24 protein-coding genes and 1 pseudogene are annotated in these 24536 nt (G+C 62.2%); 13 read left to right on the forward strand and 12 right to left on the reverse strand.

Annotated elements, in window-relative coordinates; genetic code table 11:
* Positions 1–38 precede the first annotated feature (38 nt).
* From VQ065_RS24535 to VQ065_RS24575, 9 genes are all read right to left on the reverse strand, one after another.
* Positions 39–638 (reverse strand): ABC-type transport auxiliary lipoprotein family protein, encoded by a 600-nt coding sequence (locus tag VQ065_RS24535; RefSeq protein ID WP_003124411.1) that lies wholly within the window; start codon positions 636–638, stop codon positions 39–41.
* Positions 639–730: 92 nt separating this feature from the next.
* Positions 731–1660 carry an MlaD family protein gene (locus VQ065_RS24540; RefSeq protein WP_000433686.1) on the reverse strand — a complete coding sequence of 310 codons (930 nt, stop codon included), beginning with the start codon at positions 1658–1660 and terminating at the stop codon, positions 731–733.
* A gap of 91 nt (positions 1661–1751) precedes the next feature.
* Entirely contained in the window at positions 1752–2564 is an 813-nt protein-coding gene (locus VQ065_RS24545; protein ID WP_024944155.1) for an ABC transporter ATP-binding protein, read from the reverse strand.
* A gap of 5 nt (positions 2565–2569) precedes the next feature.
* Entirely contained in the window at positions 2570–3727 is a 1158-nt protein-coding gene (locus tag VQ065_RS24550) for an MlaE family ABC transporter permease (RefSeq protein ID WP_000063629.1), read from the reverse strand.
* Entirely contained in the window at positions 3724–4344 is a 621-nt protein-coding gene (locus VQ065_RS24555) for a DUF3313 family protein (RefSeq protein ID WP_000837791.1), read from the reverse strand. The genes VQ065_RS24550 and VQ065_RS24555 overlap by 4 nt, the downstream gene beginning before the upstream one ends.
* 15 nt (positions 4345–4359) lie before the next feature.
* The gene (locus tag VQ065_RS24560; RefSeq protein ID WP_000055206.1) at positions 4360–4791 is read right to left on the reverse strand and encodes a DMT family transporter; all 432 of its coding nucleotides are present in this window, start codon (positions 4789–4791) and stop codon (positions 4360–4362) included.
* Positions 4788–7892, reverse strand: a complete 3105-nt coding sequence (locus VQ065_RS24565) for an efflux RND transporter permease subunit (protein WP_003092293.1) — start codon at positions 7890–7892, stop codon at positions 4788–4790. The genes VQ065_RS24560 and VQ065_RS24565 overlap by 4 nt, the downstream gene beginning before the upstream one ends.
* A gap of 24 nt (positions 7893–7916) precedes the next feature.
* Positions 7917–9083, reverse strand: coding sequence for an efflux RND transporter periplasmic adaptor subunit (locus tag VQ065_RS24570; RefSeq protein ID WP_003092290.1), 1167 nt, complete (start codon positions 9081–9083; stop codon positions 7917–7919).
* Positions 9080–9721: a TetR/AcrR family transcriptional regulator gene (locus tag VQ065_RS24575; protein WP_023093369.1), complete on the reverse strand. Its 642-nt coding sequence runs from the start codon at positions 9719–9721 to the stop codon at positions 9080–9082. Before VQ065_RS24575 ends, VQ065_RS24570 begins: the two co-directional genes overlap by 4 nt.
* A 100-nt stretch (positions 9722–9821) precedes the next feature.
* Here VQ065_RS24575 and VQ065_RS24580 point away from each other — a divergent pair, with 100 nt between their 5' ends.
* The 4 genes from VQ065_RS24580 (at position 9822) to VQ065_RS24595 (ending at position 12896) form a co-directional block, all read left to right on the forward strand.
* A complete protein-coding gene (locus VQ065_RS24580; protein WP_000078291.1) occupies positions 9822–11225 on the forward strand; it encodes an efflux transporter outer membrane subunit in 1404 nt (467 codons plus the stop codon).
* A gap of 93 nt (positions 11226–11318) precedes the next feature.
* Positions 11319–12224 carry a LysR family transcriptional regulator gene (locus VQ065_RS24585; protein ID WP_000405670.1) on the forward strand — a complete coding sequence of 302 codons (906 nt, stop codon included), beginning with the start codon at positions 11319–11321 and terminating at the stop codon, positions 12222–12224.
* Positions 12225–12256: 32 nt separating this feature from the next.
* Complete coding sequence (locus VQ065_RS24590; RefSeq protein WP_000717310.1) at positions 12257–12520, forward strand: EexN family lipoprotein; 264 nt, start codon at positions 12257–12259, stop codon at positions 12518–12520.
* A 58-nt stretch (positions 12521–12578) separates the two neighbouring features.
* Complete coding sequence (locus VQ065_RS24595; RefSeq protein WP_000539741.1) at positions 12579–12896, forward strand: DMT family transporter; 318 nt, start codon at positions 12579–12581, stop codon at positions 12894–12896.
* A 228-nt stretch (positions 12897–13124) separates the two neighbouring features.
* Here VQ065_RS24595 and VQ065_RS24600 read toward each other — a convergent pair.
* The 3 genes and pseudogenes from VQ065_RS24600 to VQ065_RS24610 form a co-directional block, all read right to left on the reverse strand.
* Positions 13125–13304: pseudogene (locus VQ065_RS24600) on the reverse strand (integrase core domain-containing protein); the annotation flags it as partial.
* Positions 13305–13405: 101 nt separating this feature from the next.
* Positions 13406–13936 carry a hypothetical protein gene (locus tag VQ065_RS24605; protein WP_000043569.1) on the reverse strand — a complete coding sequence of 177 codons (531 nt, stop codon included), beginning with the start codon at positions 13934–13936 and terminating at the stop codon, positions 13406–13408.
* A 281-nt stretch (positions 13937–14217) separates the two neighbouring features.
* Entirely contained in the window at positions 14218–15123 is a 906-nt protein-coding gene (locus VQ065_RS24610; RefSeq protein WP_023093368.1) for a LysR family transcriptional regulator, read from the reverse strand.
* Between the two features lie 305 nt (positions 15124–15428).
* Here VQ065_RS24610 and VQ065_RS24615 point away from each other — a divergent pair, with 305 nt between their 5' ends.
* The 9 genes from VQ065_RS24615 to trbL are packed head-to-tail and all read left to right on the forward strand — an operon-like array spanning position 15429 to position 24521.
* Entirely contained in the window at positions 15429–17426 is a 1998-nt protein-coding gene (locus VQ065_RS24615; protein WP_001163195.1) for a conjugal transfer protein TraG, read from the forward strand.
* The gene (locus tag VQ065_RS24620; RefSeq protein ID WP_000085131.1) at positions 17423–17899 is read left to right on the forward strand and encodes a ribbon-helix-helix protein, CopG family; all 477 of its coding nucleotides are present in this window, start codon (positions 17423–17425) and stop codon (positions 17897–17899) included. The genes VQ065_RS24615 and VQ065_RS24620 overlap by 4 nt, the downstream gene beginning before the upstream one ends.
* On the forward strand, positions 17896–18966 hold the full coding sequence (gene trbB / locus VQ065_RS24625) for a P-type conjugative transfer ATPase TrbB (protein WP_023093367.1): 1071 nt from the start codon (positions 17896–17898) through the stop codon (positions 18964–18966). Before VQ065_RS24620 ends, trbB begins: the two co-directional genes overlap by 4 nt.
* Positions 18963–19349, forward strand: a complete 387-nt coding sequence (locus VQ065_RS24630; RefSeq protein ID WP_000150010.1) for a TrbC/VirB2 family protein — start codon at positions 18963–18965, stop codon at positions 19347–19349. Before trbB ends, VQ065_RS24630 begins: the two co-directional genes overlap by 4 nt.
* Positions 19346–19615, forward strand: coding sequence for a VirB3 family type IV secretion system protein (locus VQ065_RS24635; RefSeq protein WP_003092280.1), 270 nt, complete (start codon positions 19346–19348; stop codon positions 19613–19615). Before VQ065_RS24630 ends, VQ065_RS24635 begins: the two co-directional genes overlap by 4 nt.
* Positions 19616–19627: 12 nt before the next feature.
* On the forward strand, positions 19628–22078 hold the full coding sequence (gene trbE / locus VQ065_RS24640; protein ID WP_000933135.1) for a conjugal transfer protein TrbE: 2451 nt from the start codon (positions 19628–19630) through the stop codon (positions 22076–22078).
* Positions 22075–22818 (forward strand): P-type conjugative transfer protein TrbJ, encoded by a 744-nt coding sequence (gene trbJ / locus VQ065_RS24645; RefSeq protein ID WP_003092277.1) that lies wholly within the window; start codon positions 22075–22077, stop codon positions 22816–22818. The genes trbE and trbJ overlap by 4 nt, the downstream gene beginning before the upstream one ends.
* A gap of 12 nt (positions 22819–22830) precedes the next feature.
* On the forward strand, positions 22831–23157 hold the full coding sequence (locus tag VQ065_RS24650; RefSeq protein WP_014603538.1) for a hypothetical protein: 327 nt from the start codon (positions 22831–22833) through the stop codon (positions 23155–23157).
* Positions 23154–24521: a P-type conjugative transfer protein TrbL gene (gene trbL, locus VQ065_RS24655; RefSeq protein WP_023093366.1), complete on the forward strand. Its 1368-nt coding sequence runs from the start codon at positions 23154–23156 to the stop codon at positions 24519–24521. The genes VQ065_RS24650 and trbL overlap by 4 nt, the downstream gene beginning before the upstream one ends.
* The last annotated feature ends 15 nt before the right edge of the window (positions 24522–24536 follow it).

Genomic DNA, 24536 nt, shown 5'->3' on the forward strand with positions numbered 1-24536 from the left:
AGCGTTTTGGCCCTAGCTTCTGTGCTCCGTTAAGACGACTAGTCTGTGCTTATCGACGACGCTGTGGGTGCATGGTTGCTTGCCAATTCCGGTGCAACTCGCAAACGCGCTGCCCCGACCTGAACTGCCCATTCAACGATCTGCCCGGCCAATATATCCGTGGCGACACCGAACGCGCTCACCACATCGGCCTCTCGCTTGCTGCCTGTGGCTTGGATTGCTTCGAAGCGTCTACTGGCAATAGCAGTCCGTTTGGCCGGATCGACCAGTTGCACATCGAGCCGAACCGCGGCGATCGCTTCAGTGCCGCGGTATTCGAGCTGGAACGCCCGCAGCGTACTGCGCAACTCCATATCGGCGCTCATTGGGGTGCTATCGGTAATCACGGAAGTCGACCGCCCATCGCGCATGAAGGCTTCGACGATTCGGTCACGCAGCAGCACCGGTGCGGGGTCGGCCCAACGCACTCCTTGCCAAGCCGACAAGCGACCATCGGGCTGCGCAATGAACAGCCGCTCCGAATCCAGGACGCGACTACTCTCAGGGGCGTAGACGCGCAGCGCCCCGGGTCCCGGAACGGCGCGCGGCGTACTCTCCGCCTGGGCGATGTGATAGTCGGGCAATTTGTAGGTGACCATTGGAGCTGCTTTGGGAAGCACACTGCACGCGGACAAGCCGAGTACTAGCGTCATAGTCACGGCAGCGACGGGAATCATCCTGGCGGAAGTGTTCACGGCTTGGTTTCCTCAATGTTCTCTCCACCGAGCAGGTATTGCGCCGGATTGCGATCCAGTCGGCGCAGCACGGTGTTTAGATTGGCCAGCGCCTGCTGGAGTTCGTGCATGGCAGGACCTGTGGCGGCCAAGCCCTGGTTCAGCGATTCCTGATTGTTTTGCAGTAGCGTCTCAACCCTGAAAGCGGCGCGTTCGAGGGATGCCGTTGCATCACGCGTGTTCACCATGATTTGCTTACCATCGTTATTTAGTAGCAGGTTGGCATCGCGAAGAGTGCTATTTGCTTGGCGCACGGCAGCTGTCGATTCTCTGCTTGCTTCGGTCAGATTGCTGATTAACGTCGCGATCTCGGCCCTCTGGTCAGCGACCGCGCCCGTGGTCTGTTCAAGATTCACCAGACTGCGGTGCACAAGAGCCAAATTCTCCTTCGACAGTAACTCCTGCGTGCGCAGCAAGATGCCGTTGAGTGTCGTCATGCTGTTCCCCTCACCGGAGACCAGGGATGCCATCGCCGAACGTGGTGCGAGGATCAACGGTTCCTCGTCCTCTCTCCGATCCAGCAATGGCACGTTTGGCCCACCGTCGCTCAACTCGATCACCGCGTTGCCGGTAATTCCCGTGATGACCAATTCAGCGCGGGTATCCTGCCGGACCGGGATGGTGGCATTGATGCGTACGCGCGCTATCGCCCGCCTTGGGTCTCGCGGTGAAAGAGAAAGTGCAACGACTTCGCCAATCGTGATTCCGCTGTACTGAACCTGGCTGCCGGGCGTAAGCCCGGTCACTGGCTCATCGAACATAATCCGGTAATACTGGTAATCGTGGTCGGAACGTGTGTCGCTGAGCCAAAGCGCGAAGCCAATACCAATCGCACCGAGCAGCACGACGAACAGACCAATGAATACATGATGGGCACGTGGTTCCATGATCAGACCACCTCGTTCTCAGAGTTTAAATATTGCGTGCGCCCAGCCCAATGCGTGCGCGACGGAAGAATGATGCAGATGCGGAGGGGTTTCATGGCTGCGTCTCTTGGCTGGAAGCACCAGTGGCCTGTGCGGCCGCACGGCCACGGGGGCCGTGAAAGTATTCCTGTATCCACGGGTGCTTGAAGCGCTCGACTGCCTCGATGCCGTCGTTGATGAGTACCTTCTGGTTCGCCAGGACCGCGACACGGTCGCATATGGTGTACAGCGTATCGAGGTCGTGGGTTACCAGAAACACCGTGAGGCCCAGTGCATTGCGCAGGGTCAGAATCAATTGGTCGAAAGATGCAGCCCCGATTGGATCCAGTCCTGCGGTGGGTTCGTCAAGAAACAGGATGTTCGCATCAAGCGCCAAGGCTCTCGCCAGTGCTGCTCGTTTCACCATGCCTCCGGACAACGAGGCCGGATACTTGTCTCCCGCTCCGGCAGGCAACCCCACCAAGCCCAGCTTGCTTCTTGCCAAACGCTCGGCAAGAGGCCGCGCCAGACCGACATGCTCGATCAAAGGAAGAGCGACGTTCTCCAAGACGGTCAGCGATGAATACAACGCGCCCTTCTGGAACAGAATGCCGAACCTTCGCTCCATACGCGCGCGCGCAAGCCATTGGGCTCGCAGTAGGTCGCGCCCCCCGATACGGACCACGCCCGAATGCGGCTTCTGCAGCCCGACGACGCTACGCAAGAGCACGGATTTCCCGGTGCCTGACCCTCCCACCACGCCAAGGATTTCCCCGCGCCGCACGTCCAGGTCTAGGTCCTGATGGACCTGCTGGGTTCCAAACCTGTTGTCCAGGCCGCGCACTTCAATAGCGTGTCGCACACCGTTGTCGGTGTCTTGCTTCACCGCGCTCACCAGCCCATCTCCATGAAGAACAGTGCAGCGATGGCGTCTATCAGGATCACCATGAAGATTGATTGCACGACACTAGACGTCGTGTGGTCGCCTACCGACTCAGCGCTACCGGCGACCTTGAACCCTTCATGGCAGCCGATAGCGGCGATCATCACCGCGAAGAGCGGGGACTTGCTCATTCCGACAAGAAAATGGCGCACCTCGATTTTTTCCTGCACGATGGCAAGGAACTGTGCGGGAGGAATTTCCAAGCTCAGTGCGCATACGGTGGCGCCGCCCGCAATGCCAGCCAAGATGCCTACTAAGGTGAGCAGTGGCAAGGACACAAGAAGCGCCAGCACGCGTGGCAGCACCAGTAACTCGATGGGGTCGAGCGCGTTGGAGCGAAGCGCATCGATCTCTTCATTTGCCTTCATCGAACCGATTTGGGCGGTGTACGCGCTTGCGGTACGGCCTGCAATCAATATGGCCGGGAGCAGCACTCCGAACTCGCGCATGAACGAGAAGGCGACCAGATGCACCGAGAAGATGCTCGCACCGAAGTTGGCCAGCACCGTTGCTCCCAGGAACGCCACCACCATTCCTACCATGAAGCTCAGTAGCGCCACGATGGGAATGGCGTCCACCGCTGATCGCTGGATTTGAGCGATCACCGAGGTCGCGCGCCAGCGACGCGGGTGACGAACGGTACGGCTCCATGTTTCGATGATCTGGCCCACGAACCCGGCCAGACCAAGACACGCACGACAGCCCTGTTCCAAGGTCAGGCCTATGCGTCCCAGACCGCGGAGCAGAGGATTCCCGCTCACCGCTGCTTTCTCCGTCTTCTGCTGATCGGTAGCAGCGGCGGCCAGCGCTCTCATTAGGGCGAGGCGATCCGAGGACAGATTTGGAGCTGCCTCCGGCCGGTCGAGTATCGAGTCTGGCCCGAGAATTTCCACCAGCAGAGCCGCGCCGGCGGTGTCCAGTCTCTGGACTTGCGTCCAGTCGAGTAAGGGAGTGGCGTACCCCTCGGCATGACTGATGCGGGCGGCGGACACGGATTTTGCCAGACTGGCGTAGTGCTCTATCGTCCAGTCGCCACCCGCCAGCCATTTGTGATCACCGCCGACCATGGCATCCTGCCGGAGCCAAGCCTGTGAAGCGTTGCTCATGGCTGCGTGTCCCGCCAAGCGCTGTCGATGCGCTCGATGCAGTTCGTGATCGCCGCTTTGGCATGACCCAGCAATGTGTACGAACCGGCGAACTCTTTAATGACGTTGCCGCGCTCGAAGCAACTGGCGGCAGCAACCCGGCGTCCCGTCCTTAAATCGACTGCTTCGAACTCTAGGCTGGCACCACCCGTCGTCACGGGTCCAACCAGCAGGGTCGTCATTGCATTGACTGCCCGATTCGGTGTCTGCAGTTCGGTGACCGCTACACGCACCCGAACCTGTCCCGCGCCACCTGGGGGGGCGGGACTTTTGCCTTCCTGGCGTTTCAGTTCGCTCGTCACATGGTCTAGCACTTCGCGCTGCTGCGCGTCATCGAGCCCATCGATGCGACCCGAGGCGGTCTTGATCTGCGCTTCTTCCACCACGACAGCGGCATAACGCTTGGGCTCGAATCCCGCTGCGCGGTACATCAGTACGTTCTCGTATCGTGTCGGCGATAACTTCTCGTAGTCGCCGAGAAATCCGGAGCGCGTCATGCTGTTGGTCGCGCATCCAGAGAGCGCGCCTGCTACGCAAAAAAAGATGCCGCCGCGGATCAATGCAGTTTTGCTCTTCATAATGGGTCTCCTTGATCAAACGAAACTAAGACAGGCAATGCCTGCTGCGATGAGGGCGGTGCCAGACCAGCGCGTTACCGATGCGACATCGCCTAGTAGGAGGGCGCCGACGCCCAAGTTTCCAAGTAGCCCGATTCCTGCCCAGGCTGCAGAGGCCGCGCTGATCGGAATCCGCTTGAGCGCGAACCACAAAAGTGCGCCGCTGGCCGCCATGCACGTCACTGCCACACAGAGGCCGACCCAGCGCATCGGACCGCCCGCCGTGATGGCCCGCAGGCCCAGTGGATAGCCCGCTCCTAGAACCCCTGCGGCAATGACAATCGACCAGGATTTCCAGATCAGCGGATGGGTGCTGAATCGCATAAGCCTAGCGAGACATACGCATGAAGCGTGGGTGCATACGAATTCTGAGAATGCGCAGCACGCGGCGGCTCGCAAGAGACTCATGAGCGATCTCCATGCGCGGTGGCGACACTCAGGTTCCACGGCCCAATTCGCTTGATTCCAAACAGGACTTCGTAAAGCAGCGGAATCAAGCCCAACGTCACCAGCGTTCCGAGTGCCAGCCCACCGATCATCGCGATCGCCATCCCTTTCCATAATGGTCCGGAGAAGAGCATGAGTGGCACCAGTCCCGAAATGCAGGTGACCTTGGTCATCACGATTGGACGAAGCCGTTGTATCGCGGCCCCAACCAAGGCTTCATGGCGTGGCAGGCCTTCCGCTAGCCCCTGGTCGATGCGTTCCAGCAAGAGCACGGCGTTGTTGACAATGATCCCGAACAGGGCCAGTACGCCGAAGGTCGCCATGAAGCTGAAAGGTGTGCCGGTCAGCTTCAGAGCCAATACCACGCCGATAAGCGTGAAAGGGATCGTCGCGAGGATCACACCGAGCTTGCGGAAAGAATTGAACTGCCATACGAACAGCATCAGCATCGCCAGAAATGCGAGGGGCATGTAGGTCGACAGCGCGGCGTTCGATTCGGCGGCTTCCTCGATCTCGCCGCCAAGTTCAACCGAGTAGCCCGCGGGCAGGTCCAGGGCAGCGACGCTAGGCGCCAGGCGGTTGATGATCTCCTGGGCGGTGTAAGAGGTGTTCTGTCCTTGCACGGTGATCGTGCGGATGAGATTGCGCCGTTGGATGACCGAGGGCTCGCTCGCGAGCGATACGTCTGCGACCTGAGCCAGCGTCACCGCTGGACCGCCGTTGGTGGGATAGATGAGCGTCGCGCCTACGTCTGCCGTGCTGCGACGCTCGCTTACGATACTGCGCAGGACGATCGGGACGGAGGTGTCACCGTCGCGAATAACCGAGATCGATCTGCCGCTGTAGCGGACATCCAGCCCGCCAGCGATGTCTTCAGTCGTCACGCCCGCCCGACGCGCGCGGTCCTGGTCGACCCGTACGTCGATGCGGCCAACGCGCGTATCCCAATCGTTCTTGACGTTGATGGTGCCGGGCAGCTTGCGCAGCGCTGCTTCGATTTTGGACGCGGCCCCCAACAATACCTCCTCATCCGGACCGCTGACGCGATAAATGGCAGTCCCTGACTCGGTCGCACCGAGCGAGAAACGCTTGGGCTCGGCGCGCACGTCGCCATGTGCTTGCGCAAAGTAGCTGCGGGTGCGGGCGAGGACGGCGTCGATGTCGCTCTTCGGCTTCAATGTGACAACGAAGTACGCGATGTTCGATGCCGGCAGTGGTGGATTCAGGCTAAGGATGAAGCGCGGGCCACCATCGGCGACGTAGCCGATGTGATCGGAGACTTCTGGATTGATGTTCGTGTCGCCCAGCCAACCACTGATCTGCTTCACGCGGGCGAGCGTTTCGCGCGAGTCGGTACCGGGGGCGAGCTGCACCGGAATCTGGAACTGAAGCCGGTCGGACTTGGGCATGAAATCGTACGGCAGGGTGGTGAAGCCATACAGCGCAATGGCAAGCGCCGCGATCATCGACGCTACATAGACCGCCTTATGGTGGAGCACCCACTCCAGTACGCGCCGGTAGCCACGGTAGAAGCGGGTGTCATAGGCGTCGCCCTGCTCCTGCTTGTGATGGGGTTTGGCGAAGTGGTAGCACAATAGGGGCGTGACAGTCAGGCACAGCAGCCACGAAGCGAACAACGTCAGTGCCAGCACGACCACGAGATTGTGCAGATACTCGCTCGTGGCGTTCTGGCCAAAAAAGAACGGCGAGAACACGATCACGATCACGAGCGAGGACGTGAGCAGCGGAATGGCGAGCGTGCGGCCCGCCTCGAGGCAGGCATGCTTACGATCTTCGCCACCGGCCAGGCGGCGTTCGATGTCTTCGGCAATCACAATGCCGTTGTCCACCAACAAGCCGAGCGCAATGATGATGGCGCCCATCGAGACGTTCTGAAGCTCGATGTTCATCGCGCGCATGACGATGAGTGCACTGAGGATCGTCAACGGCACGATCATGCCCACGATGATCCCGGTGCGCCAACCGAGAAATAGCACGACGACACCGAGGACGACGATGATCGTCTCCATCATGACGTGGTTCATTTTGCCCATCTCGTGCTTGACGACATCGGCCTGGAAAGTGACGTATGACAGATCGAAACCCGCCGGCAGCAGCTTCTCCTGGTCTGCAACCCGTGCTTTGAGCGCTTTTCCGAACTGCTCCACGTTCTGACCGGAGGCCATCGAAACCGCCATGACGACAGCGGGCTGGCCTTTGTAGATGGCAGCAGATTCCGGCGGATCGGCTGGCCGCACACTCACCTGCGCCAGTTCACCCAATGCGATCGTCGGCACGGGCGCCGTACTACTTTGCGGTCGTGGCAGCGCGATCGGCATTGCTCGCAGGGAGGGAGCGTCACGCACTTCGCCACTGACCGCCAAGGTTGCATTGATGCCGCCGACAACAATTTGTCCACCCGAAGCGACGACGTTCTGTTTGACGAGTTGGTCGATCACCCCCTGTGGTGTCAGCTCCAATCGCGCGAGCCTAGGCCGATCGAATTCGAGATAGACGCGCTCTTCCTGCAGGCCGTAGAAAGTGATGCGCTCAATACCAGGCACGGTGTACAGGCGGTCGCGCATCTGCTTGAGCGCGACGCGCATCTCGCTCATGGAGTAACCTGGTGCAGTGACCGCAATCGAGGCAACCGCGACGCGGCCGAAGTCTTCGTCGACGAAAGGCCCCATCGTGCTCTGTGGTAAGGCATCCTTCGAATCGGCGACCTTGGCCCGGACGCGCTGCCAGATCGGTGCCAAGTCGGTGTAGCGGTCCCAGATCGTGACCTGGATCATGGCGCTGCCTGCGCGCACGGTGCTCGTCACGCGCTTGACCTCTGCCAGTTCGCGCAAGCGCTCCTCGATCGGCCGGGCAATGAGTTGCTCAACGCGTTCGGCGGGCAGCCCCGGGTTCAACGCCGTGACCATCGCATCGCGGACCGTGACAGTCGGCTCCTCCTGAGAAGGAAAATTCAGGAAGGTCGCGATGCCGGCGACGAAAATGATGAGCGCTACAAAGTAGGTAAGTCGACTGGCGCGCAGCGCCATCTCGGTGATCTTCATGATGAAGTAACCTGGTGGATCGCGTTAGCGCTTGGTCAATTGAGTGGTGGCTTCCAGTGGTGTCACTGGCTGTCCATCGGTGAGCCATCCTCCTCCGGCGGCAACCACCGTCTCGCCGGGCTTGAGTCCAGCGAGGACGCGCGCGCTGTCTCCTTCCTGTACCGGCGTGAAGCGCACCGCGCGACGGTGCACCTTCTTATCTTCAGGGGTGTAGACGAAGACGGAAGCCTCGCCCGGCTTCGTGCCGAGCACCAGCGAGGCATAAGGTATGGATACAGTCTCGGGCCGAGAGGTCTTGGAGGTTGCCGCAGGTGCGTCGAGCACGACCTGTACGGGAATACCTGGCCGAAGTGCGCGCGCTTGCGCGTTATCTTCAGGCACTAGCACCACGGGTAGGAGCGAGCCATTTTCGGCGCGCAGACCGACACGACGTACCACCGCTCGGATTGGTTGTTCGGCTCCGCTCCAGCTCAGTTCTGCGCGTTGGCCGACATCTATGTGAGGTGCCTGTGTAGTAGACGCGTTCGCGATGATCTCAGTGCCACTGCGCACGCCGTCGACCTGAAATACCGGCGCACCAGCAGCAATGTCGGTGAACGCCAAAGCCAGCTTTTCCGCCACGACACCATCGAAAGGAGCGACGATCATCGTGCCACGTTGTGCTCGTTCGGCCAGGCCAAGCGCCGCCTTGGCAGTGCGCGCTTGACCCTCTGCGACCGCTAGCTGCGCCTTCGCGCTCTCGAACGCAGCAGGGGAGATGACTTCGCTTTCGAGCAACCGGCGCTGTTGATCTGTCTGTACACGTCGATCCATCAGGCCGGCTTCGGCGGCCGCCAGGGATGCTTGCGCTTGTGTCACGCGAAGCCGGTCAGGTTGCGCATCAAGTTCTGCCAGGACTTGGCCGCGGGAGAACCGTTCACCCACGTCGACGTTCAACTTGGCGATCCGTCCTCCTGTTTCAAATCCTAGGATGCTGCGCTCGGTTGCTCGCGCCGAGCCAGTCAATTCGATGCGAGAGCTATGCGGGAGATCCGACTGCGCGGCGGCGAGCTTCACTGCGCGCGGAGGCTCGGATACGGTGGATTGCGAGTTTCCGCACCCTGAGAGCAGAGTCGAAATGGATAGTGTGCAAGCAACCGCCAAGGAGCGCGGTGCGCACGCGGTCATGACACCGCTACGGACGCGACTCATGTGCGTCCTTTTGCCGGGACAAGTTCGAGATGGCCCGAGGCGAGATCCTGGAGCGCCCGAAAGAAATGCCGCCGCTCTGCGGGTGCGAGTATTGGCAAACCCAGAAGATCGGCGAACAGGGCGCCATCCAATGCCAGCATGATGAGTGCCGCGGTCTCGGTGCCACGCGGGGATCGACGCACGCGTTCGTACTGCACGCGGTACCACTCGCGCAGTGGGTCGAGAAGTGTTGGATCTTCCGCAGCTGCCGCGAGCAGCGCTGCGCCCATCTTCTGCATCTCGTCGTCGGGCATCGCTTCCACCTGGCTCGACAGCCAGGGGTCCGGATCTCCGGCAAACCTGCGCTCGTGATTGGCTTGTACCGCGTCGAACGCCCGGATCATCTCGTCGATCAGTGTCACGAACAAATCGCGTTTGGTCTTGAAGTGATAGAGAAACGCCCCTTTGCTCAACCCGGCCCGCACAACGACGGCGTCCAGTGTCAAGCGACTGGCACCTTCCTCCAGCACCAGTTCGCGGGCGGCCTGCAGGATGCGGTCGCGAGTTCGCTGGGCTCCTTGCTGGAGGCCGGGCTGCGCATCGGCGCTGCTATGGGCAGTGGACGGGGGGGGCAACTTTGTTTTCGCGCGGGGCGGCATGGTCGTGCTCCAAAAAAGCTTGAGTCATATACAGTCCAGACGGTATAGTAGAAGCCATACAACAGTCCGTCAAGACTTTTTCGGAGCGCAAGGAGCTGCCATGTCTCAAATTCTTGAACGCTATCGCCTCATTGCCATGATTTCTCCGCTACTGCTTCTTGCGGCCTGCAGCCATGCCCCGCACTCTGCCGATCCACCTCGCCTGGATGTACCGGCCCATTTCTCAAATGAAGAGGGAGGTGAAGGCATCTTGGACAAATCGTCCCGCCGTACTCTTCCCGTCGATTGGTGGACGGCCTACGGCGATCCGCACCTCAATGCCTTGGTCCGGGCGGCGCTGGAGCGCAATACCGAACTGACGATTGCGCGAGCGCGCGTGGACGAGGCATCGGCCGCCACGCGGCGAGCACGGGCCTCCCTGCTCCCCTCGTTGTCCGCGGGCACGCAGGCAACTCGAGGACGCGACTATTCAGAGAACGTTGCAATCGGCAATGATGGCCGCGCCACGTTGTCCGCATCGTGGGAGGCAGACCTGTCGGGACGGCTTTCGCAGGCAGCAGAAGGTGCGCGCCTGGATGCGGTGGCAGCCGAACAAGCGTGGGTTGCCACGCGGTGGCAGGTCGCGTTTGAAACAGTGTCGGCGGCTGTGCAGCAGCGCCAAGCCAGTGAGCTCGAAGCGCTAGCCGCGGCGCGGCTGGCATCCGCAGAACGACTCGTCTTGCTGATGCAACGGAAGTTCGAGGCCGGACAAGCTACCGGCTTCGACATCGAGCGTACCCGCGCCGGCGTCGTCGCACTGCGCGTGGAGCAAGAGCAACTGCGGCGTGCGCGCGGCGAGGCGACGCATGCACTCGATGTACTAGTGGGACAAACGCCCGGAGCGCCTGCAGCTTCCCCAACTCTTGCGTCGCTCGCCGTCCCGGACTGGACACCGACACGCATACCTGCGGACCTGCTGAGTGAGCGGCCCGACGTGCGCGCCGCCGAAGCGAAGTTCGCCGCCGAAACCGCGCGCTGGAACGCAGCCGAAGGCGAACGCTTCCCCAGGCTGGTGTTGGACCTGAGCGGCGGACGGCAGCGCGTAGAGAGTGTGGGAACCCGCATCACTGGAAACATTTTTTCACTTGGGGCCGGGGTGTCGTTGCCGATCTTCGATGGTGGCGCGATCCGTGCCGGCATCGAGACCGGAGAGGCGCGCAGCCGAGCTGCCCGTGCGGAGTTCGAGCGCACTTTGTTGAGTGCTTTGCAGGACGTAGAGAACGCATATCTCGGTTGGCATACGCAGCACGCAGCACTGGAGCATCAGGCCGAGGGTGTCGCAGTCGCGGAGCGTCAGCTCGATCGCAGCCGACGTCTGTTCGAGGCGGGACAAGTGGACGCCACGGTGGTGGCCGAGGCTGAGGCCGGGGTGCTGTCAGCGCAGGCTTCGCTGATCCGCACGCGGGCCGAGACAGCCATGCAATGGGGCGTCCTGGCAAAAGCATTATCCGGCTCTCCTGTTTGATCGCAGAAACATGCTGGAGCAGCTTGCGAAGGCTAGCTAAATAGCGTGACGCAAGGCGAAGGTGGTGAGGCCTGAGTGATGAGGAATGCGAACATGGAAATTCGACACCTGCGCTACTTTCTGGCGGTGGCAGAGGAGCTGCACTTTGCCCGAGCCGCAGAGCGCCTCCACATAGAGACATCGCCGCTGTCGCGCGCCATCAAGGAACTTGAGGAAGAGTTGGGCGTAGCGCTATTTGCGAGAACCACTCGGAGCACCCGCTTGACTCGTGCGGGCAGGCTCTTCTTTGAGAGCGTGCCGCGTGTCTTCGCAGCTTTGCAGCAGGCGCGCGACAGTGTGAACGCCGCAGCCAATGGCTTTCATTGCCAGCTCCGTATTGCATTGTCTGATGGAATCACGCCATCGCGCCTGCCTGCGTTGTTGGCGCTCTGCCGGCAGGAAGAGCCGGAAGTGGAAGTTCGCTTCTTCGAGGTGCCTTTGGCACAGCAAATCAAGGGATTGTGTGGCGAACTGTACGATCTCGGCTTCGCTCAATCGGATGAAGTCGGCGAAGGCATCATCGCCGTGCCGGTGTGGAGTGACCCTCTGATGGTAGCTGTGCCCGCACGGCACCCCTTGCTATCCCACAAACAGATTCCCCTAGAAGAGCTGTTGCGGTATCCGCTGGTGCTCTGCGACGCGGTGGCGTGTGAGGGCCATGCTCGGCAAGTTGAACGGGTGCTACGTCGCGTGGACATAGAGCCACTGATTGCCGAACGCGTGACTTCCAGCGATCTAATGATGGTCCTGGTTTCGGCGGGACTTGCACTAGGCCTCACAGGAGGCGCGCATATCACAGCCAGCAGGGAACAGGGGGTGGTCGCACGGCCGCTGACTGGACGTTCGCCAATGCTCACGACCTATCTACTACGGCCGGCCAGCGAGCCGTCAGAAATGCTGACTCGCTTCATGGAACGCGTTCATTCGATCAAATCTCCAGATGCCAAAGGTCGGCGGTAAACCATCACACAATCTCCCAAAGAAAATTAACCATGAAGAAGATTGCTCTCATATTGCTTTCCTCGACATTGGCAGCCTGCAGCCCATCTGGGAAACCAGATAAAGCCAACCTTCCGACAGTCGATGAATTAGCGCTCAATCCTGAGCGTCTGAAAGAGTTGCGCAAGCAATGCAAGTTGGATCGACCAATGCTGGGCGACCAACTATGTAACCGGGTTGCCGAGGCTACGCGAAAGCGCTTTTACGAAGATGGCGATGTGCCCCACACCACGCCTAAAGAGCCGCCGAAGTTCTAAGCTGGTGGTCATGCCGGAGTATGTATGCCGGATATGAAAAATTTGAAGGAGAATCGCAATGGGTTGGATCTATCTTGTTTTGGCTGGATTGTTTGAAATCGGATGGCCGGTCGGGCTGAAAATGGCGCAAGAGCCAACATCGCGTTGGAGTGGGGTCGCAGTAGCCGTCTCTTTCATGACAATTAGCGGCGCCTTCCTATGGCTTGCTCAGCGTCAGATACCGATTGGGACTGCTTATGCGGTGTGGACGGGTATCGGAGCGGCGGGAACTTTCTTAGTCGGAATTCATTTCTATGGCGACCCAACCTCCCTGATGCGATACCTTGGCGTGGCGTTGATCATCCTGGGCGTTATCACGCTCAAGTTATCGAGTTGATCGCTAGCTCCATTGGTAGCGTAGTCGCTAGGCGACCCAGCTCCCAGAGTGGATCGGGCGCTGGGAACTCGTACGGTCACCTCCTCTCTCTAGTCGCTATGTGACGAGCTTGCCGGCGCCTCGGGAGAGTTCGAGCCAGTGCGCGTAAGGCGGTGGGAGCACCCATTCCGGGTGGCTCCACCTTCAGTGCCTGCGCCAAGGTGACCTGAGTACGAACTTTGTAGCCAGTCAGGCAGTGAGTTCGGAGGGGATGCTATCGGATTGGATCCAGTTGCGCCGGATCGTCGCCGGCGGTTTGTAAGCATGCGCGCTATGCGGCCGCTGCTCGTTGTAGAACTGTCGCCAACGTTCGATCAGCACCTTCGCTTCGGTCCGACTGCGGAACCATTCGCGGTTGAGCAGTTCGTCGCCCATCGTTGCCTGCGAAGTCAGGACCAGCAGAATCCTGAGGGGAGTTCTCATCATGGTTTTCTCCGTTCAGACGCTTGGGATCAAGCGGCCGGAGACCACTACGCCTGCTTGGCTTTGCGCGCTGCCTCGACCAAGCTGTCGAGCCAGTCCTGATGGCCGTTGATCATCGGGTTGGGTTTGGCGTTGTGCAGCTCCTCGGCCGGTTTGCCCTTCTGAGTTTCCTGCGTGAGGATGCGCACGCGCCTGCCGTCCAGGTTCTCAACCAGCCAGGCGTGATGCACATCCAGGCGCGTATCTGTGCCTTCCTCGCCGGACCAGCCGTGCCAGGCCACGCGGCCGGGTTGCCCATCCGCAGGTGGCACGTATTCGTTGCACTGCCCCTCTACCGGGAAGCCGAAGGTCTCGAAGTAAAACCGATCGCCGTCGGCCAGTACCGGGCCTTTGCCGTCATGAAAGCACACGTTAGCCGAGTTGGCGTAGTAGCTTGGCCACAGCGATGGTGTGACGAGTAGAGGCCATACGTCGGCCGCGCTCAAGCCGGCGGCGATGATCTCATTGGAGGCGAAATTCTCAGTAAAGCCCGGCGTGTAGCCTTCGGGCCAGAGGATGGCGTTCTGTTGCTTGCTCATATCGAAGCTCCTTCACAAAATGTCGATGACGCAACAGGGGTGGCTGCGTCATTCAAGTGGTCATGGAGCAAATCATGAGCCTCCATCTGCAATAAGTGAAATCCTAAGTTTCTATTTTTGATATCATAAAATATGATATCAAGGCCTAGGTTCTGCCATCCACCGACTAGGCTATCTCGCAGCGGCGCTACGAAAGGGCGCGTCTCCAATTGAGCCGACTGATTGCTTATTTGTAGTGCGAGGTAGAGTTGTGCTGAGCATGACGATAGGAGCGATCTTGCCTACTTGTTGTTAGCACAGGAAGTGAACAGCAGTGCTCGTATCCAGCGATGTGCTGGATCGTGATGGGTGCGTTCGTGCCAAGCAGCCGTCTTGGTGAACCCCGGTATCTTCACCGGCGGCAGGGAGATAGCCAGCTTGTCCATACCGGCGACCAAGCGGCTCGGCAAGATCGCAACCATGTCACTGGCACGCAGGATGTCTGGCAAGATCAGAAAGCTCTTGACCGACAGTGTGACGCTGCGTCGTTTGCCCAACTGTTCTAGCGCATCGTCGGTGACGCCGCGGAAACCTCCACCATCGTAGGAAACAAGCGCATGGTCGAGAGCACAGAACTGTTTAACGGTCAGCTTGCGCCCCATAGCCGCAGGATGGTCTTCCCGCAGGACACACACATAGTGTTCCTTGAACAGCTCTCGGGCATGCAGATTTGGCGGAGTGATCTCTGGCGTCAGGAGGGCTAAATCGATCTGACCGCGCTCAAGCTGGTTCTGTAGCTGCCCGCTCTCGACTGGCACTAATGAGACTCGTACACGCGGTGCGTGCCGTTTAAGTGCCGATAGAAATGGGACAGCAACGGCACGCAGCGCATAGTCCGTCGCGGCGATGGAGAAGGTCAGTTGTGCGGTGGCCGGATTGAAGGAAGGTGGCTGGAGCAGCGCGTCGATTTCGGCGAGCACCTGCTTGACAGGCATCCCTAGATCCAGCGCCCGCTGCGTTGGAACGATACCCCGCTGCGAGCGCGCGAAAAGCGGGTCACCGAAGCTCTCGCGCAACCGCGTCAGCATGCCACTCAAGGCCGGCTGGGTTAGTCCCAGACGGGCCGCCGCCCGTGTCACATTGCGTTCGTCTAACAATGCGTCCAGCGCCTTGAGCAAGTTGAGATCCATACTCTTGATATTTTTCATTTTTATTCCAATCTTAAATATCATCGTTTTTCATGATATCTAAATATTGCCTATGAGTGGAAGCAAGGCCCATTGACGGCTTTTTTTGGGTAACTTGCTTGGAACTCTGTATGCGCCGCAGTGCGCTTTCGCTTGCGGCGCTTTTCTTTGACTCGCCACCGCGCTCATTCTTTCTTTTCCCTCGACCATTGTGCTGCGAACGGTCTTTGACCGGCACTAGCCCAGAACCGATCCTGACGCCTGCGACACCCCCTGTGCAACGCTTTCAATGAGACACCAGCGCAGGAGAAATCGGAGGACAGGTCATGCAAGGGACGAACGTTCTGTTCGGCCAGATCGCTGTGGTAATCGGCATCGTGATCGCCGGCGTCTGGGGCGCCACACAATGGACAGCAGCGACCCTTGGCTATCAAGTACGCCTCGGATCGCCCTGGTTCGATCTTCTAGGTGTACCGGTTTATCACCCGTGGCGCTTGTTCGAATGGTGGTTCTTCTTTGATGCCTACGCGCCGCACGTCTTCGACACAGGCGGTGCGATTGCGGGTGGTAGCGGTTTGTTCGCTTTACTCGTCGCCATCGCCATGTCGGTATGGCGTTCTCGGCAGTCGCGGCTGGTTACGACTTATGGTTCGGCACGCTGGGCCGATGCCGTCGACATCCGCAAAGCTGGACTGACCCTCCCGGCGGGCGTCTTCCTCGGCCAACACGACGACCAATACCTCCGACATGAGGGGCCGGAACATGTCCTGAGCTTCGCACCCACGCGCTCGGGCAAGGGCGTGGGCTTGGTGGTGCCTACGTTGCTTTCGTGGCCGGCGTCCGCCGTCATTCACGACATTAAGGGAGAGAACTGGAAGATCACGGCGGGCTGGCGTTCGCGCTTTTCGCACTGCCTGCTTTTCAACCCCACCGATAGGCAGTCGGCCGCCTACAACCCGCTGCTTGAAGTCCGGCGCGGCGCACATGAAGTGCGCGACGTGCAGAACATCGCCGACATTCTGGTTGACCCTGAAGGTGCGTTAGAGAAGCGCAATCATTGGGAGAAGACCAGCCACGCGCTACTGGTCGGTGCAATCTTGCATGTTCTGTACGCAGGCGAGGACAAGACGCTGCGCGGCGTCGCCAACTTCCTCAGCGACCCGGCGTGTCCGTTCGAGCTGACGCTGCACCGGATGATGACGACGAAGCACCTGGGCGATGCGCCTCACCCGGTTGTCGCATCCGCTGCCCGCGAAGTGCTCAACAAGTCGGACAACGAGCGATCGGGCGTGCTCTCCACCGCCATGTCGTTTCTCGGCCTGTACCGCGACCCGACCGTGGCCGAAGTCACATCGCGCTGCGATTGGCGCATCGCCGACCTGATTTCCGCCGAGCACCCGGTATCGCTCTATCTGGTGGTGCCGCCCTCCGACATAAGCCGCACCAAGCCGCTGATCCGGCTCATCTTGAACCAGATCGGGCGGCGGCTGACCGAATCGCTCGACGGCAGCGATGGCATCGCGCGCCGGCACAAGCTGCTGCTGATGCTGGACGAGTTTCCGGCGCTGGGTCGCCTCGATTTTTTCGAGTCCGCGCTTGCCTTCATGGCCGGCTACGGCATCCGCAGCTTTCTCATCGCTCAAAGCCTGAACCAGATCGACAAGGCGTATGGGCAGAACCATTCCATCCTCGACAACTGCCATGTCCGGGTGACTTTCGCCACCAACGACGAAAGGACGGCGAAAAGGATTTCCGAAACCCTCGGCACCGCCACCGAGCTTCGCGCGCAGCGCAACTACGCGGGCCACCGCCTCGCTCCGTGGCTGGGGCACCTGATGGTGTCGCGTCAGGAAACTGCACGTCCGCTGCTGACGCCCGGCGAGGTGATGCAGCTTCCACCTGAGGACGCCGTAGTCATGGTGTCCAGCGTTGCCCCGATCCGCGCGAAGAAGCTGCGTTACTACGTCGACGCCAATTTCAAGGATCGCGTCCTGCCACCGCCCGTGCTCGCAGTCGGGAGGTACGCCGACGCGCCGCCAGCCCGCCCCGACGACTGGAGCGGCTTGGCGATCCCGGCCGTACCTACGGCGCCGACCTCGGTATCCGCCGATGGTCCGGGCGGCACCGATGACGGCGGCCCGCGCCGCCAGCTCGAACTCTCCGAAACCGTCGCCTACGAGCCCGAGTTGGACGCGTGTGCGAACGACCTGGAGCTGCTCGATGACGACGACCTGGCGCTCCCGCTTCCCGGCCAGCTCGACCCGGCCATGCAGCGCACGGCCCGGCTGGCTTCTCTCGACCCCAACGACGGAATCGACCTATGAGCCAATACCGCCTCAATCTTTTCATCCAGCCCGAGCACGCCAAGCGCCTGGATGAACTTGCCGCCAAGAAAGGCGTGTCCAAGTCCTCCATCGTCGCAGCGGCCTTGGCGTCCTGGCTGTCACCCGATGCGGGCGACCAGCGTGAGGCCGCCATTGCCAAGCGGCTGGATCGACTGTCGCGGCAGACCGAACGCATGGAGCGCGACCAGAACATCCAGATCGAAACGCTGGCGCTGTTCATCCGCTATTTCTTGACCATCAGCACGCCGGTGCCAGAAGCCCACAAGGACGCGGCCCGCGCCCAGGGCAAAGCGCGCTTCGAGCAGTTCGTCGAGCAGTTGGGTCGCCACCTGCTGCGTGGCCGCAGTCTGGTGCGCGACGTGGTGGAGGAACTGCACCCCGATCCGATGCGGATGGATGACGCAGCAGCGATGGCGTCCGCCGATGAGCGAGCTGCAGAGCGTGCGTCATGAGTGCCGTTCCGCAGATTCCGCCTGAATCTCGCTCATCCGCCGCGGCGTCCCAGGATCGCCGCATCCAGATGCTGCGCACGGCGATGGGGCCGCTGATCGCCGCTGCGCTCGAAGATCCGGATGTTGTGGAAATCATGCTCAACCCCGATCGCACCCTGTGGGTGGATCGGCTGTCGTCGGGTCGCTCGCCGCTGGGCGTGGAGATGCCCGAGGCCGATGGTGAACGCATCATCCGCCTGGTCGCCGCGCATGTCGGCGCGGAGGTGCATCGCGGCCAGCCGCTCTTGACCGCCGAGTTGCCGGAAACCGGCGAGCGTTTCGAGGGCATCCTGCCTCCGGCCGCCCCGGGGCCAGCCTTCGCGCTACGCAAGCGGGCCGTGAGCATCATCGGCCTGGATCGCTACGTGGCCGACGGCATCCTGACCGCCGGGCAGGCCGAGTTCCTGCGCCGCGCCGTGCGCGAGCGGCAGAACATCCTGATCGCCGGCGGCACCAGCACCGGCAAGACCACGCTGGCGAACGCGCTGCTGGCCGAGATCGCCGCCACAGGCGACCGCGTGCTGGTGCTCGAAGACACCATCGAGCTGCAATGCGCGGCCCGCGACCATGTGCCGCTGCGCACCCGCGCCGGCGTCGTCACAATGACCGAGCTGGTGCGGGCCACGATGCGCCTGCGGCCTGACCGCGTGATCGTCGGCGAAGTGCGTGGCGGCGAAGCCCTGGACTTGGTGAAGGTCTGGGGCACCGGCCACCCCGGCGGCATTGCCACCATCCATGCCGGCTCCGCCTTGGGCGCACTGCTGCGTCTGGAGCAACTGATCCTCGAAGTGGCAGTGAATCCGCCCCGCGCCCTGATCGCCGAGGCGGTCAACGTGGTGATTCACATCGCAGGCCGTGGCCGCAAACGTCACGTCGAAACCATCTCCCGTGTCGTCGGCTTCGACGGTGCGGGCTATCGCCTGACAGATGCGCTGGAAACGCCGTTTCCCGAGCTGCCGCCGGTTCCTCTTGCAGCCGCTGCCGCTGCGCCTTCCTCGACCCCTGACCAACCTGGAGAACTGCCATGACGCACGTTGATGCTTTCCGTCTTTCCGTAAATCCTATTTCTCGCCTGTCCAGCATGGCGCGGCTGCGCCACCTGGCCCGTCCCGCAGGGCAAGGGCTGCTGCTGGCCGCGCTGATGCTGTTGCTGGCGGGCACGGCGCAGGCCGCCGGTTCCTCGATGCCGTGGGAAGGGCCGCTGACCTCCATCCTCGAATCCATCCAAGGGCCAGTCGCCCGGATCGTGGCGGTGATCATCATCATCTCGACGGGGCTTGCGCTGGCGTTCGGTGATACCAGCGGCGGCTTTCGCAAGCTGATCCAGATCGTGTTCGGCCTGTCCATCGCGTTCGCCGCGTCCTCGTTCTTCCTGTCGTTCTTCAGCTTCTCCGGAGGGGCCGTCGTATGAGTAAGGCCACCGATCTTCCGGGCTTTGAAGTGCCGCTGCATCGCTCGCTGACCGAGCCGATCCTGCTGGGCGGTGCGCCGCGCACCGTGGCGATTGCCAACGGCACGCTAGCCGCCGCCGTCGGGCTGGGCCTGCAACTGTGGATTCCCGGCGTGGTGCTCTGGATCGTCGGCCACTCGCTGGCCGTATGGGGTGCGCGCGTCGATCCGCAGTTCATGCAGGTCTTCGCGCGGCATATCAAACACCGCCCGCTTCTGGACGTGTGAGGGGAGGACGCCATGCTGAACCTTGCCGAATATCGTCAGCGCCCGGCCTTGCTTGCCGACTGGCTGCCCTGGGCCGGGCTGGTCGCGCCGGGCGTTGTGCTGAACAAAGATGGTTCGTTTCAACGCACGTTCCAGTTTCGCGGCCCCGACTTGGACAGTGCGACACAGGGCGAGCTGATTGCCACGTCGGCGCGGCAGAACAACGCGCTTCGCCGTACCGGGTCTGGCTGGGCCTTCTATATCGAGGCCGAGCGGATGCGGGCATCGAGCTATCCGCAATCCTCCTTTCCCGAACCACTGTCCTGGCTGGTGGATGAGGAGCGACGCGCGGCGTTCGAGGAGTCGGATGGCCATTTCGAGAGCGTCTATCACTTCACGTTGCAACACCTACCGCCGCAAGAGTCTCGCGCCCGTGCGGCTGGGATGCTGTACGAGAACCGGCCCACTGAGGGTGTGGACTGGCGTGGTCGGCTTGATTCCTTCGTGGCAGAGACCGATCGCGTGTTCGACCTGCTCGATGGTGTGATGCCGGAGATTGCCTGGCTGGACGATAGCCAGACGCTGACCTACCTGCATGCCACAGTCTCCACGCGGCGCTATCGCGTCGGCGTGCCCGACGTGCCGTTCCATATCGACGCACTGCTGGCCGATGCCGCGCTGGTCGGCGGCCTGGCGCCCATGCTGGGCGATCAGCACCTGCGCGTGGTGTCGGTACGAGGCTTCCCGACCTCGACCTGGCCGGGGATCTTGGACGACCTCAACCGCCTGGGCTTTGCGTATCGCTGGAGTACGCGCTTCCTGTGCCTGGACAAAGCCGAGGCGGAACGGGAATTGGGGCGCTTGCGGCGCCAATGGTTCGCCAAGCGCAAGAACGTCATCGCGCTGCTGCGCGAAACGATCTTTCAGCAGGAAAGCCCGCTGGTCGATACCGATGCCAGCAACAAGGCCGCCGACGCCGATGCCGCCTTGCAGGAGCTGGGCAGCGATCAAGTCGCCTTCGGCTACCTCACCGCCACGGTGACGGTGCTCGACGCCGACCCGGCCGTGGCCGACGAGAAGCTGCGCATGGTGGAGCGCGTCATCCAGGGCCGGGGTTTCGTGACCATCCCCGAAACCCTCAACGCAGTCGATGCCTGGCTGTCGTCCGTCCCCGGCAACGCATACGCGAACGTGCGTCAGCCCATCGTTTCGACGCTGAACCTGGCGCACATGATGCCGATGTCAGCGGTATGGGCTGGGCCGGAGAAGAACGAACACCTCGATGGCCCGCCGCTGATCGTCACCCGCACCGATGGCGCGACGCCGTTCCGGCTGGTGACGCACATCGGCGACGTGGGGCACACCCTTGTCGCCGGGCCGACCGGCATGGGCAAGTCGGTGCTGCTCGCCATATTGGCCATGCAGTTCCGGCGCTACTTCGGCTCGCGGATCTTCGCCTTCGACATGGGGCGCTCGATGCGCGCCACCATCCTCGGCCTTGGCGGTGAGCACTACGACCTCGGTGCCGATGGCGGCATCGCCTTCCAGCCACTCGCGCGAATAGCCCACGAGGGCTACCGCACCTGGGCCGCCGAATGGGTGGAGGGCCGGCTGCTGCACGAAGGCGTGACGGTCGGCCCGGACGAGAAGGCTGCCATTTGGTCGGCGCTGCGAAGCCTTGCCGGTGCGCCAGTGGAGCAGCGCACCATGACCGGCTTGTCGGTGTTATTGCAGTCCAACGCGCTGCGCCAAGCGCTCGCGCCCTATGTGTTGGGCGGCGCCCACGGCAAGCTGCTGGACGCTGACCACGACCGGCTGGGCATGGCCGACGTGCAGGGCTTTGAGATGGAAGAACTGATGCACAGCCCCGCCGCCGTGCAAGCAGTGCTGCGCTACCTGTTCGCCCGCTTCGACGAACGTTTTGACGGCGCGCCCACGCTGCTGATCCTCGATGAAGCGTGGCTGTTCCTCGATGAGCCGTCCTTCGCGGCCCGCATCCGGCAATGGCTCAAGACGCTCAGAAAAAAGAACGTCAGCGTCATCTTTGCCACGCAGTCGCTGGCCGACATCAAGGACTCGACCATCGCGCCAGCCATCATCGAAAGCTGCGCGAGCAGGATCTTCTTACCTAACCCGCAGGCCACCGAGCCGCAGATTCGCACGATCTACGAAGGCTTCGGCTTGAACAGCCGCCAGATTGAGATCGTGGCGACCGCACAGCCCAAGCGCGATTACTACTACCAGTCGCGCCTCGGCAATCGCCTGTTCGACCTCGACCTGGGGCCTGTCGCGCTCGCATTCGCGGGCGCATCCACCCCTCAAGACCAACGCGATATTGACCGCGTGCTGACGCAGGCCGGCGCTCCCGGCTTCGCCGGCGCGTGGCTGCGCCATCGCGGCCTCGGCTGGGCCGCCGACCTGCTGCCGTCCGCTCCGGCGGCAGCTTCCTTTCTCGCTTCTCAACCGCTGGAGGTTTCACCATGAAGACCAAGCCCCGTTTGCTCTCTGTCTCACTCGCTGCCGTGCTGTCGGTATCGCTGCTGGCCGTGCAGCCCGCATCCGCGCTGACGGTGTTCGACCCGTCCAACTTCGTGCAGAACACGCTGACCGCCGTGCGCACGCTGGAACAGATCAACAACCAGATCAACCAGCTTCAGAACGAGGCGCAGATGTTGATGAACCAGGCCAGGAACCTGGCAAATCTCGACTTCAACATCGTCAACCGCCTGCGCTCGACGCTCGCCACCACCGAGCGCCTGATCGCCGAGGCGCGCGGCTTGGCCTACGACGTGCAGAGCATGGATGCCACGTTCGCCCGCCTGTACCCGGAACAGTACGCCGCCACCATCAGCGGCGACCGCATGGCACAGGACGCCCGCGAACGCTGGCAGAACACCTTGAACGGCTTGCACACCGCGATGCGGATGCAGGCGCAGGTGTCGCAGAACCTCGCCCAAGACGAAAGCGCGCTGGCCGATCTCGTGAGCCAGAGCCAGTCGGCCACCGGCGCGCTGCAAGCGATGCAGGCGACGAACCAGCTCCTGGCTTTGCAGGCCAAGCAGTCGATCCAGGCGCAGCAGCTCCAGATCACGCAAGACCGGGCCGCTTCACTGGAACTGGCGCGGCAAGCGGCGGCTATGGAGCGCGCCCGCGAAGTGCGGCGGCGCTTTCTGGGCACCGGCACGCCGTACACGCCGCAGTCCGTCAACTTCTATAACAACTGACCGGAGGCGGCCATGCGATGCGCTTCCGTCCTGATGGCCGTGCTGCTGACCGCGTGCGGCCAGCAGCCGGCCGAGAACCTGGCCGACGCCCTGGCCGCAGATCCGGTGCGGCTCAAGGCGTTGCGCGGGCAATGCGCGGCCGACCGGCAGGCCGTGGGCGAGGATGCCTGCCGCGCCGCCGCTGAAGCCTTCCGGCGGCGCTTCTTCGCCGGCCATACCGGGCCGGATGAATACAACTCGCTGGCTGAACTCCCGCCGATTCCGCCGAGCTTCGATACGCCCGCAGATGAATTGCCAGAGGGCGCCGTTCCGCTCACTCCGCCCGAGGATTCGCCATGAACGACGTGACCATCATCGACCGTTTCCTCGATACGTTCTCGCGCTACATCGACTCGGGCTTCGGCTTATTGCAGGGCGAAGTGGCATTTCTCACCGCCACGCTCATCGTCATCGACATGACGATCGCTGGCCTGTATTGGGCCATGAGCCACGCCACCGGCCAGGGCGACGACGTGATCGCCAAGCTGCTGCGCAAGGTGCTCTGTGTCGGCGCGTTCGCCTACATCATCGGCAACTTCAACTGGCTGGCGAGCATCGTGTTCCGCTCGTTCGCCGGCTTGGGAATTACCGCTACCGGCTCGGCCATCACGATGGAGAACTTCCTTCAGCCGGGCCGGCTGGCGAAGACCGGCATCGACGCAGCCGCGCCGATTCTGGAACAGATCGGGGACATGGCTGGGTTCCCCGAGGTGTTCGTGAACATCGACCCTATCGTGGTTCTGTTCATCGCCTGGCTGGTGGTGATCCTCTGCTTCTTCGTGCTGGCCGTACAGCTTTTCATCACGCTGATCGAGTTCAAACTGACTACGCTCGCCGGCTTCGTCTTGATCCCGTTTGCACTCTGGAACAAGACCTCGTTCCTCGCGGAAAAGGTGCTAGGCAACGTGGTGTCGTCAGGCATCAAGGTCTTGGTGCTGGCCGTCATCGTCGGCATCGGTTCAGGCCTGTTCGCCGAGTTCCAGGTGCATCCCGACGAACCATCCATCGACCACGCGCTGGTCGTGATGCTGGCCTCGCTCGCGCTGCTGGCGCTGGGCATTTTCGGCCCCGGTATCGCCACCGGCCTGGTGTCCGGTGCGCCACAGCTTGGTGCGGGCGCGATGGCTGGTGCTGCGGTCGGGGCTGTCGGCACCGGCGTTGCCATCGGCGCCGCCGTAACGGGCGTGGGCGGCGCCGTCATGGCCGGGGCACGAATGGCCCCGGCGGCCGCAAAGCTGGCCGGTGCCGGTGCGCGTGCCGCGACTTCGGCGGCCGGCAGTGCCCGATCGGCGTTCCAGGCCGGTTCCGCTGCGGCCGGCGGCGGTGCCAAGGGCGCGGCGGCTGGCCTCGGCAATGTCGCCAAGACTGGCGCACAAGCCGCAGGCCGCAGCGTCACCTCTGGTGCTTCCGCTGTTGGGCAGAAGGTGGCCGACTCCTTCCGCGCTGGCTGGAACGGCACAGAAGCCGGCAGCGACGGTGCTGGCCCCGGCCAGACCGCAGACGGCACCGCAGGCTCGCAGAAGCAACAGCAACCGGCCTGGGCCAAGCGGATGCACCGCCGCCAGCAGGCTACCCATGCCGCGACCACTGCCGCCCACACGCTGCGCGGCGGCGACGGCGGCGGCTCCGGGCAAGGCCCGAGCCTGCGGGATTCCGATACCTAACCTTCAAGGAGAACA

Source organism: Pseudomonas sp. KBN10P06128, assembly GCF_037574945.1.
GTDB classification, from domain to species: Bacteria; Pseudomonadota; Gammaproteobacteria; order Pseudomonadales; family Pseudomonadaceae; genus Pseudomonas; species Pseudomonas aeruginosa.